8 protein-coding genes are annotated in these 11,364 nt (G+C 57.7%); 6 read left to right on the top strand and 2 right to left on the bottom strand.

Annotated features, from left to right (window positions below; all coding sequences use genetic code 11):
- Positions 1 to 14 precede the first annotated feature (14 nt).
- Complete coding sequence (locus tag AB9N64_RS03595) at positions 15 to 1,664, bottom strand: AMP-binding protein (protein WP_014718478.1); 1,650 nt, start codon at positions 1,662 to 1,664, stop codon at positions 15 to 17.
- A gap of 377 nt (positions 1,665 to 2,041) precedes the next feature.
- Here AB9N64_RS03595 and AB9N64_RS03600 point away from each other — a divergent pair, with 377 nt between their 5' ends.
- The 6 genes from AB9N64_RS03600 to AB9N64_RS03625 all read left to right on the top strand — a co-directional run bounded on the left by AB9N64_RS03600 (position 2,042) and on the right by AB9N64_RS03625 (position 10,846).
- The gene (locus AB9N64_RS03600; RefSeq protein ID WP_014718479.1) at positions 2,042 to 2,935 is read left to right on the top strand and encodes a bestrophin family protein; all 894 of its coding nucleotides are present in this window, start codon (positions 2,042 to 2,044) and stop codon (positions 2,933 to 2,935) included.
- Positions 2,936 to 3,005: 70 nt separating this feature from the next.
- Positions 3,006 to 4,064: a tetratricopeptide repeat protein gene (locus tag AB9N64_RS03605; protein ID WP_003191245.1), complete on the top strand. Its 1,059-nt coding sequence runs from the start codon at positions 3,006 to 3,008 to the stop codon at positions 4,062 to 4,064.
- A 156-nt stretch (positions 4,065 to 4,220) separates the two neighbouring features.
- Positions 4,221 to 5,720: an ATPase domain-containing protein gene (locus AB9N64_RS03610; RefSeq protein WP_371359969.1), complete on the top strand. Its 1,500-nt coding sequence runs from the start codon at positions 4,221 to 4,223 to the stop codon at positions 5,718 to 5,720.
- Complete coding sequence (locus AB9N64_RS03615) at positions 5,720 to 7,390, top strand: ATP-binding protein (protein WP_371359970.1); 1,671 nt, start codon at positions 5,720 to 5,722, stop codon at positions 7,388 to 7,390. Before AB9N64_RS03610 ends, AB9N64_RS03615 begins: the two co-directional genes overlap by 1 nt.
- Before the next feature lie 121 nt (positions 7,391 to 7,511).
- Entirely contained in the window at positions 7,512 to 10,352 is a 2,841-nt protein-coding gene (locus tag AB9N64_RS03620) for a hypothetical protein (protein ID WP_371359971.1), read from the top strand.
- A 71-nt stretch (positions 10,353 to 10,423) separates the two neighbouring features.
- A complete protein-coding gene (locus tag AB9N64_RS03625) occupies positions 10,424 to 10,846 on the top strand; it encodes a hypothetical protein (RefSeq protein WP_371359972.1) in 423 nt (140 codons plus the stop codon).
- Between the two features lie 108 nt (positions 10,847 to 10,954).
- On the opposite strand, the gene AB9N64_RS03630 is transcribed toward AB9N64_RS03625, so the two are convergent.
- A complete protein-coding gene (locus AB9N64_RS03630) occupies positions 10,955 to 11,332 on the bottom strand; it encodes a response regulator (RefSeq protein WP_005788286.1) in 378 nt (125 codons plus the stop codon).
- Positions 11,333 to 11,364 lie beyond the last annotated feature (32 nt).

Raw genomic sequence — 11,364 nt, forward strand, 5'->3', positions numbered from 1 at the left:
TCCTTTTAAAAGGGTCAAGCCACGGCCGCCTGGGCCTTGGCTATTTCCTGATTGCGCAAAATAAAGCGTTGCAGCTTGCCGCTCGGGGTCTTGGGCAAGTCGCTGACAAATTCGATTTCCCGCGGGTACGCATGGGCGGCCAGGCGCTGGCGCACATGCAGGCGCAGCTCTTCAGCCAGCTCCGGGGTGGCGCGGTATTGCTCGCTGATCACCACAAAGGCTTTGACCAGCTCAGTGCGCTCCGGGCAAGGCTTGCCGACCACGGCAGCCTCGACCACCGCCGGGTGTTCGACCAACGCGCTTTCCACGTCGAAGGGGCCCACGCGGTAGCCGGATGTAGTGATCACGTCGTCGCTGCGTCCGACAAAGCTGATGCTGCCGTCCGGGTTCAGCTCCACGGTATCGCCGCTGAGGTAGTACTTGCCGACGAACGCCTTGGTTTTCACGCCGTCGTACCCGGCAAACCAGCACATAGGCGATTGCTCGCGGTCGATGGCCAGGATGCCGGGTTGGCCGGCTGGCAGCTCCTGATGGTTGTCATCCAGCACCACGATGCGATGCCCTGGCGAGGCAAAACCCGCCGAGCCCACATGCACCGGATGCGCCAAACCATGGTGATTGCACAGCACCATGCCCAGCTCGGTCTGGCCGTAATGGTCGTGGATGGTCACGCCCAGGTGGTCGGCGAACCAGCGGATCACCTCCGGGTTCAAAGGCTCACCGGCGCTGCTGACGATGCGCAGCTTGCCCTTGATCGAACCGGCGAACTGTTCGCCACCGGCAATCAACAGCCGATACGCCGTGGGCGAACCGGTCAGGTTGGTGATCGCGTATTTATTGATGACCCGGCAGGTGCTTTCCAGGGTGAACGGGCCATCGTAGAAGGTGATCGGGTGCCCCATGGACAACGGCCCGGTCACGCCGAAATAGATGCCATAGGCCCAGCCAGGGTCGGCAACGTTCCAGAATGCGTCCTCGGGGCGCAAGTCCACGGCGTCGCGCATGTAGCCCTGGAACGCGACGATGGCCTTGAGCGGTACCGACAGCGCCTTGGACGGGCCGGTGGTGCCGGAGGTGAACATCAGCAGGAACGGCTCCTCTGCGCCCAGCAGCACCGGCTCGCAGTGAGAAGAGTAGCTGGGCAGTTCGGCCCAGAAGCTGTAGTCGCCCCGCACGATACCTTCGCCCTTGGCCCCGGCGACCGTGACGATGGTCGGGCAGTCGGCGACTTCCGCCAGCTTGGGACGGTTCACTGCATCGGTGACCACCAGCGCTGCGCCCGAGCTGTTCAAGCGATGTTCAATTGCCTTGGGTCCGAACGCGGTAAACAGCGGCTGATAGACCGCGCCGATGCGCCACGTCGCCAGCACGACCACCAACAATTCGGCAGTACGGGGCAACAGGCCCGCCACCTTGTCACCGCGCTTGACGCCCTGGGCCAAGAGGAAGTTGGCGAAACGCGCGGCCTGCTCTTGCAGTTCGGTAAAGGTCGACGTGGCGCTGCGTCCGTCCTTGCCCTCCCAGAACAACGCGATGCGCCCCGGCAACGCGTGACGGTCACAGCATTCCACGCAGGCATTGAGCGCTTGCAGGTTGCCGGCCAGTGCGGCGTCGACGGTGTGCTGGTAATCAAACTCGGTGGTGGCAGCCAAATACTCACGCATCGCTTCCTATCCTTCTGTGTTTTTATTTTCAGGACGTTTTCAACTCGAGAAAAGCGCTGAAATAGTCGCTCCAGAGCGGCGCAGCGGCAATGGTCAAAGCTTTCAACTTGGCTGACTGGTTTGGCCAGTCCGTAGCGAAACGCGGGGGGCTTTTTCGCTTTTCTGTGGGAGCGGGCTGGCCTGCGAAAGCGGTGGGTCAGTCACCACAGCTGTCACTGCACCACCGCTTTCGCAGGCAAGCCAGCTCCCACAGGGTTATGTACTGCCCGGCTCCCACGTTAGTCATTGAGTCGACTGATCAGGCGGTCGATCCAAGTGATTGGACGCGATGCATAGCAGCTTCTAATCTGACCGCCTGCACGCCACAGAAGCCCTCCATGATCGTTCGCCCTAAACCCAACGTCCTGGGTATCCTGTTCTCCCTCAAAGGCTCCATTGCCAAGCGCATTGCCTGGCGCAGCCTGCTGGTCACGCTGTTGGCCTCGGTCATCGTGCTGGTGGAAACCCTGCACCCCGCCTATTTTTCCAAGGTCAACGCTACGCCCTTCACCTTGTTGGGCCTGTCACTGTCGATCTTCATGAGTTTTCGCAACAACGCCTGCTACGACCGTTGGTGGGAGGGCCGCAAGCAACTGGGGCAAATGGTCATTGACGTGCGCTCGCTGATTCGCGAGACCCAGGTGCTGGGGGACACCGCCGAGCGTGCTGGCCTGCTGCGCGGCCTGTGCGGTTTTGCCCATGGCTTGGTCGCGCATTTGCGCCATGAAGATCAAGCCCGGGCGATACACCCTTGGATCAGCATGCCAGTGGGCCACCCCAACTTGCCGGACAGCGTGCTGCAAACGGTCGGTGCGCGCTTTTCGGTCCTGGCACAACAGGGCGTGATCAGCGAATGGCGCTACACCCAACTGGAAGCCCGGCTAGTCAGCCTGAGCCAGGTGCAGGCGGCATGCGAGCGCATCAAGACCACGCCACTGCCCTTTCCCTACACCCTGCTGTTGCACCGCACCATTTACCTGTTCTGCATCTTGCTGCCATTCGCCATGGCCGAGCCACTTGGCTGGTTGACGCCAGTGTTCACCGCGATTGTCAGCTACACCTTCTTTGGCCTGGATGCGATTGGCGACGAATTGGAAGACCCCTTCGGCTTCGACGAAAACGACTTGCCGTGTGACGCTATCCTGCGGACATTGGAGCGCGAGATCCTCGCCGCCCTTGGTGAAGTCAACCTGCCGCCAGCGTTGGAGCCAGCGGACTACGTGCTGACCTGACGCGGGTTTGACACTCGCCTCGCACTGACCGAAGCTTGGAACTTTGCTGCCCAAGCTTTCGGACGCCTGCATGTCAAAGTCACGCCGTTACTCCATCATCGGCCTGTGCGCCCTGTTGTTGATCGTACTGATCACCTGGTTTTTCTCCCGCACCCCTGCAGTGGCCGTACCCCCAGCCATCGCCCATGGCTATTCCAAGGCCTTGAAGCAGGCGCATAACGGCGAGCCCGGCGCCGCACGTGTGTTGTACCAACAGTTGGGCCGGCCGGACCTGTCGCCCGAGCGCCGCGCCGCCTTGCATGCTGAGCTGCCCAATTACCCCAGCCCCCAGGCGCTGAAGCTGGCCGATAAAGACCTCGCCAATGAGTCGGCGCTGGTGCGCGAAGCCGCTATTCACAGCATCGTCGGCCTGGTGCCCACTGGCCAGCGCACCTTACTGCTCGGCCCGGTGCTGGACGATCCGGAACAATCGGTGCGCTTTGCCGCCGCCAACGCCTTGCTGGGCCTGTCGCCCGATACACTGGGTTTGTACTTTGGCCCACTGCAGCAGGTGCTCGATGAATTCGTGACAACGCTCAAGGCCCAGCCCGAAACCGCTGAAGGCTGGATTCAATTGGCGCGCCTGTACATCCACAGCGCCCTGCTGCCGGAGGCGCAAAACGCCCTGGAGCAGGCAATGCGCTTGCAGCCGGACAACCTGCAAGCGGTGGTATCGCAAATCGAACTGCTGGACAAGCAAGGCAAGACCGACGAGTCGCGCCAACTGCTGGCCCGGCAACTGGCGGCGCATCCGGAGTCGGCTTACCTGCAACATGCCTTGGGCATGTGGCTGTTGCACCATGGCGAGCGCCCCTACGCCCTGCTCGGCCTGTCCAAGGCGGTGGAGCTTGCGCCGGACAACCCGGATTATCGCTATGACCTGGCCACCACCCTGCACGCCCAGGACGAAGTAGAGGCGGCCCAGCGCCAGTTGGAAGAAATCGTCCAGCGGCATCCCGCCAATCGCAAAGCCCGCGTGTTGCTGGTCAATTACTGGAAAGAGACCGGGCAGTTGCAGAACGTTCAGGTGCTGCTCGCCCAACTGGAGCAACAGAACCCGGATGATCCGGCGCTACAACAGGGCCTCTGATAGGCGATCAGCTCAGCACTGCAAAAACGTGTAAAGCGACCTCTCTTCGTACAATTCATCCAAAACGTTGAACCGCTAGTGGCCACTACGGTCAAGTGAATATGGCGCGTCCCAGTCGGCGTGCCCCTCTACTTGTACGTGACCTGAGGGCACTTCTTGAGTACATCCAAACAGCTGTTGAGTGAAAAGGCGGCCACCGGCGTCGAAGGTCTTGATGACATTCTTGCCGGGGGGCTATCGCGAAGCCACGTGTTTTTGCTCGAAGGCGAACCCGGCACCGGTAAAACCACCGTGGCCCTGCATTTTCTGCGGGCCGGTGCGCAGAACGGCGAACGTTGCTTATATATCACCCTGTCCGAATCCGAGCACGAACTGCGCCAGGGTGCCAAATCCCACGGCTGGGACTTGGATGAGCATATTCATATCTTCGAGCTGACCCCACCGGAAAGCCTGCTCAACGCCGATCACCAGCAAAGCCTGCTGTACTCCTCCGACTTGGAGCTGGGTGAAGCCACCCGCCAGATCTTTGAAGTGGTAGAGCGGGTCAAGCCGACCCGCGTGGTGGTCGACAGCCTGTCTGAGATCCGCCTTCTGGCGCAAAGCTCGTTGCGCTATCGCCGGCAGATCCTGGCGATCAAGCACTACTTCGTGCGTTATGACGCCACCGTGTTACTGCTGGATGACTTGACCACCGAATCCCTGGATAAGACCGTGCACAGCGTTGCGCACGGGGTGATTCGCCTGGAGGAGCTGACGCCCAACTATGGCGCCGAGCGTCGGCGTATCCGTGTGGTCAAGTACCGGGGCCAGAAATACCGTGGCGGCTTCCACGACTTCACCATCATGGGCGACGGCATTCACGTATTCCCGCGCCTGGTGGCGGCCGAGCATCGCGGCGGTTACAACCGTCAAACCTTGAGCAGCGGTATCGAGGAGTTGGATTCTCTGCTCGGCGGGGGGATCGAGACCGGCTCCAGCAGCCTGATTCTCGGCCCGGCCGGTACCGGCAAGTCTTTGATCTCGATGATCTTCGCTGCCGCCGCCGTGGCCCGTGGCGAAAAGGCTGCGCTGTTCATCTTCGATGAAGAGCTGGGCCTGCTGTTCGAGCGCATGAAGAACATGGGCATCGACCTCGCCGCCTTACGGGACACCGGAAACCTGCTGATCGAACAGGTCGATGCGGCCGAACTCTCCCCCGGCGAATTTTCCCACCGGGTTCGCCGCTGCGTGGATGAGCGCGGTATCAAGACCGTGGTCATCGACAGTATCAACGGCTACCAGGCGGCCATGCCCGAAGAAAACGCGCTGATCCTGCATATGCATGAACTGCTGCTGTACCTTAACCGCCGTGGTGCAGCCACCTTCATGACGGTGGCCCAGCACGGCCTGGTCGGCGACATGCAGACGCCGGTCGACATCACCTACCTGGCCGACACCGTGATCTTGCTGCGTTATTTCGAGGCCCTGGGTAAAGTTCGCCGGGCCATTTCGGTCATCAAAAAAAGAACGGGCTCCCACGAGTCGACCATTCGTGAATATCGCATCGGCAGCCGCGGTATGACGGTAGGTGTACCCCTGGATAACTTCCAGGGTGTGCTGCGGGGCATTCCAACCTATATGGGTGCCGGCTCCCCTCTGCTCAAGGATGAGGGCTAGTGCCGGCCCTGTCTCCCGTCTACGAGCGTGCCATCGTGCTGGCGCCCATGGGCCGCGATGGCTCATTGGCGCTGATGATGCTTAACGAAGCCGGCTACAGCGGGATTGTCGCCAACAGCCTGGCCGCTCTGTGCGAAGAGCTGACGCAAGGCGCCGGGCTGCTCATCATTGCGGCTGAGGCACTGCGTGGCGTCGACCTTGAGCCGTTACTCGAGCTGTTGCATCAGCAACCGGCCTGGTCCGACCTGCCTATCGTGCTGATGACCCAGCATGGCGGCAAAGAGCAGAACGGCTCGACGCGGCTGAGCGGCTTGCTGGGCAACGTCACGTTTCTGGAGCGGCCGTTCCATCCCATCACCTTGATCAGCCTGGTGAGCGCGGCCCTGCGCGGTCGACGGCGCCAGTACGAAGCGCGGGACCGGTTGATTGACTTGAGCGAGAGTGAGTTGCGTCTCCAGCGCACTTTGGAAACGCTTGAGCAGCAAGTGGAGGAACGCACCGCCCAACTGCGTCACAATGAAGAAGCCCTGCGTCAATCGCAGAAAATGGAAGCCGTTGGCCAGTTGACCGGTGGTATCGCCCATGACTTCAACAATATGCTTACCGGCATTATCGGTAGCCTGGAACTGCTACGCCGACGTGTGTCCCGGGGCAAACTGGATGACCTGGACAGCCTGATCGACCTGGGCGTGACCTCGGCCAACCGCGCGGCGAGCCTCACCCATCGACTGTTGGCGTTCTCCCGTCGACAATCACTGGACTCCAAGCCTGTGCAGATCAACCAGTTGGTCACGTCCATGGGCGAATTATTGCAACGCAGCATCAACGAAAGTATCAACCTGGACATGCGCCTGAGCGACGCCTTGTGGACGGCCGAGGCCGACCCGAACCAGCTCGAAAGCGCCCTGCTCAACCTGGTGATCAACGCGCGCGACGCCATGCCCACGGGTGGCACGCTGACCGTGGAGACCACCAATCGTCACCTCGACAGTGTCTTTACCGCCGCCTACGGCACCTTGACCCCGGGCGACTACGTAGAACTGAGTGTCAGCGACAACGGTTGCGGCATACCGCAACACCTGATGGATCGCGTGTTTGATCCGTTTTTTACCACCAAACCCATCGGCCAAGGCACCGGTCTTGGGCTGTCGATGATCTACGGCTTCGCTCGCCAGTCTCGTGGGCATGTGACCATCCACAGCGAAGTCGGCAAAGGTACGACGGTCAGTTTGTTCCTGCCGCGCTTTATCGGTGAGCCCCAAGCTCAGGAGCCGCTCAACCCGACATTGCTGCCGTTTGCCAATGCAGGGGAAACGGTTTTGATCGTCGAGGATGATCCCGCAGTTCGGGTGTTGGTCAGCGCGGTGCTCAAAGAACTGGGTTACGGGTTTATCGAGGCAGGGGACGCGAATGCGGCGGTGCCGATCATTGAATCCGAACAGCGCATCGACCTGATGATCAGCGACGTCGGTTTGCCGGGGATGAACGGCCGACAACTGGCGGAAATCGGCCGGCAGATTCGTCCGGAACTCAAAGTATTGTTTATTACCGGATACGCCGAGCACGCCGCGGTGCGGGGTGGCTTCCTGGACGCGGGGATGCAACTGATCACCAAGCCTTTTACGTTTGATTTGTTGACGGCCAAGGTGCGGGAGATGATCCAGGCGTAGAGCGGCCACATGTGGCAATAAGTCGTCACGGTTTAGCAGGCAGCAGATGGAATCGATGTGAGTTTTTTTCCACATACGTTGGCGAATAACGCACTACCCACATCGACCAGGAATATTTCTGATGACTGCCATTTCCAATTCACGCTTTTCCGAACCTTATACGTCCCAACTGGCAAACGCCGTTCCACAACCGCAATCTGCCCGCCTCGAGGTCGCGACAGAGCTTCCGGGAACAAGACAAACCTCTCTGCAAGATAAGGATCAGTGGTTAGCCAGCATATACGGTGGTACGTTGCGAGATTTGTTGGGTGACAATCAAGACTATCGCGAAGTTGAAGTTGACAGAATCCCGTGGAATTCGTCCTTAGGGCAGACGCGTGCGCTGATGCTTAAACTACTTGGAAGCCCTGCGTTCAAGGACTGGGCCAAGCAGAATGATGTAGACCTATCAAAGCCGCTTACTATCAATGTCGACAGCGGTACCCTCGACGTCACTACCACGGGGGCCAAACAGCGAAACCCCTTCGACTTTTCACCGCCCACGCCCACCGCCAAATCCTTGGATATTCACAGCTTTACGGGTTGGCCCCTGCTCATGAGTGTTGCCAAAACGCTGGCAGGCCCCGGCAATGTCGTAAGTTTCGATACCGCATCCACCGCGACCACCGCAACGATCGCAGACATCGCACGGTTTCATGGTCATGCCGTGCCCTCCGACCGCATACTATCGCCTTCTCAGCGACAGGCATCCATCCAGCAGCTACTTGATAAACTGCAGGATCCGGATTCTGACACCTACAATGAGAGGTTTAATTTCCCTCCCCAGCAATACCTGAATAATCAAGTGTCGGAGTTGGGGGATCTGAACAATCGAAATGCCGTGATTGGGGTAATATCAAACGTCGTAAACGAAAAAGCTAAGGACCTTGAGGACCTGGAGGCCGAGCTCCAATTCTGGCAAAAAAGATCTGGTTACGAAGAAACTATCGAAAAGCTCCAGCTAACCATTAAGCAACGGTTGCAAAATGTTCTGGATACGCCAGTTGAGATAGATCCCACCTCTTCCTACTTCCGGGACCACAATCTGAAACCGGATGTGGCGGTGACACTGCGCGACTACCTCGTAGGGCATGGCATAGTACTTCCAACTAATGCGTCGGAGTTAAAGAACATTGCGCAGTCGTTGGCAAGCCCTCCCATTGAAAAACCGGCGCATGGCAATCTAGGTGGGGCGCACTCATGGCCAACGCCGATGAGCAATGATGATCGGCGTGCACTTGCCGCCATGACCAGTAAGTTTTTGGAAGGTCAGCCAGAAAACACCCTGCTCGCCTATTTGACTCGCGGGGTTGAATATCGACAGAATTTCGGTGCAAGCTTTCTGGAAGATCGTAGCCGCGGCATTGACAACGTCCTGGAGTTTCCCAATGTTAAAAAATTCGCCCTTGCGGCGGAGCGCGAATTTGGCGAAATTGCATCGCCTAACGTGATCGCTGATTGGATGTTGACAGCGCTCTACGACTCGTTGGACCCCCTCAGCATCAACGCAACTTCACCCGATTCGAACAGGACTAAAGTTGCAGGCTTCGACCTCGCCAACATGAACCTCTCCGGAATGAACGCCCAAGACATATACGCAACGCTGTCTGATCACTTGCGCGAAACCGGAGTGACGAACCATTACAACGGCGTGCTGGCCATGGAAGTTCTATTGGCCCGCAAGGCTCCGGAACTCCTGGTCAAAGACATACCCGAAACATTGACCAAGGGTACCCACTCTTGGGTCAGTTTCGTTACGGCAGTAGCCCGTATAGAGGCTGAGGCTCCTGGCTCGACCAGCCGAATGACGTATGCCCAAGTCATGATGCGACATGAACTGGCGCCAATAACGCTGGCAGACAAACTGGTTGAGCAGCAGGCTCAAACGGACGCCCTGAAAGACTGGGGCGTTTACAATGGTGTGCTGACCAGGAGCAGCACAGATCAATACTCAGAAGAAGATATGGCAAAGGTGCGCGCTGCATTCAATGAGCAGATGCATCAGTTGAATGAGTCTTCCAAGACGTTTGCAACGCCGTTCCCTGTGCTGCATGAAATGGCAGTGGCCAGCATCAAAGAGCAAAATCCGCACTTGTCGGAAGAGCAAATCAAACGAAAAGTGCTGACACCAAAGGACTCTGGCTTTTTGGAATTTCCAGGGCCCTACTCATTGGTAGATATATTGATTAACGCGGAGCGACACCATAAGGATGTCGCTTTAGATAGCTATACATCCAGCGATAAAGATATCGACCTTAGCACCATCGCCTTGCGAAAATTTACAAACAGCTTCGTAGTGTCTACCTTCGAAGCACAGCTTTCTGTTTTATTCGATCGCTTTGAACGAGCCACGCAAACGCAAGTCAAGAACTTGATTTCCAAACTCCCTGTTGAAGACCGAAATATAATTGAGCATGGGAAAATCACTGTATCCAGAGAAGTTGACGTTACCTACTCTGGCGCTTCTAGCACACCAGTAGGGTTAGAACCTTCGCCCCACAGCATCATTGTGCAAAGCGAGTTTGTAGATGCAAGCGGCCGTAAAGGCATTCATACTTATGAAATAGATGGGCCAAATAATATTATTCGCAAACGTGAGGATTTGAATGATAAAACACCCGCAACCATCCCTGGCATACCTGACAAGTCGACCGGCCCCCTCCCTCCCGTAGGTGACAGTGTGGTCCGCACACGGAGCCTTATTCCTATCGTCCCGGATGGCGACTACAAGGAAGATGTCCTAGCGCCTCGGTCAAACGACAACGTCAACAACGCGCCCAACAGCTTCGCCAGCGAAAAGACACAGTACATCGCTGACGCCTTGGTAAAAAAATCAGTATTCGGGATAACGCAGAGTCACTGCGGGGCACCACTGCATTCGATGGTGAAGTCCCTTTCTGGCAAAAAATCGAAGATTTTGTAGTAGGGCTTATTCCGGGTTATAACGCCGTCAAAAACTTTATCGCAGGAAACTGGCGCGAGGGCCTCATCGATGTGGCGTTTGATGTTTTTGGCTTTCTTCTTGCCGGCGCCGGTGGGGCGGCGCGGGCCGCTGGCGCTGGTGCCAGAGCGGGCTCGTCTGCGTTTGGGAGCACCGCAAAAAGATTGGTGCGTGGCGCCATAGGCGCACTCAACCCTATCGATCCAAAGGGTATTGCGCAAGGCGTCGTTCAAGAAGGTATAACTTACTTGGCGAACAGTGGTCCCGGGCGGAATAATCAACCTTCGTTTAAAATCAAGTATGACCCTGTAAAGATCTTCAGGAATGTTGAGAACGCCACAATAGGCAACGCCAGCATGCAAGGGACAACAACAGCAATCGCTGCCACCCAGAAAAACGGCAAATGGTATGCCCTTGACCCTGTCAGTAAACAGCCGTTTGGTCTTCCCTTGAAGGATTTCGTGCCTTCGGCATAAAGGATGTCGTCAAGCGGGAAAAACGCGCAATACCTCAAAAAGGTTCTTCTCGGTGGTTCGAGAAGAACTTTTGCTATCGCACAAAACTTGCGCGTCTCGTTTGAATCATCACGCCAATAAACGCTGGATATGCTCCTGCAGCGTATCCAGATCAAACGGCTTGGCCAAAATCGGCGCGTTGCGCGTGATCGGGCTGTTGCAGTCGAGAATTTCCTGCGGATAGCCGCTGATAAAGATCACTTTCAGTTCCGGTCGCAGCTTGAGCGCCGGCTCAGCGATCTGCACCCCGGAAATTCCACCCGGCAGGCGGTAATCGGTGACCATCAAGTCCAGGTGCGGTTTGGTCGCAAGGATTTCGAAGGCCTGCTCCCCGTCGATCGCCTTCAAGACCCGGTAGCCCAAGCCTGCCAGGTACTCACCCAGCACAAACATAATGGATTCGTCGTCCTCGACGATCAGTACGACATCTTGTGCATCTTCACTCATGGGAAGCCTTTGTCCGGTCAATTGCTGCAGTT

The sequence above is a fragment of the Pseudomonas sp. KT_2_4 genome (assembly GCF_041410225.1).
Taxonomy (GTDB): domain Bacteria; phylum Pseudomonadota; class Gammaproteobacteria; order Pseudomonadales; family Pseudomonadaceae; genus Aquipseudomonas; species Aquipseudomonas paracarnis.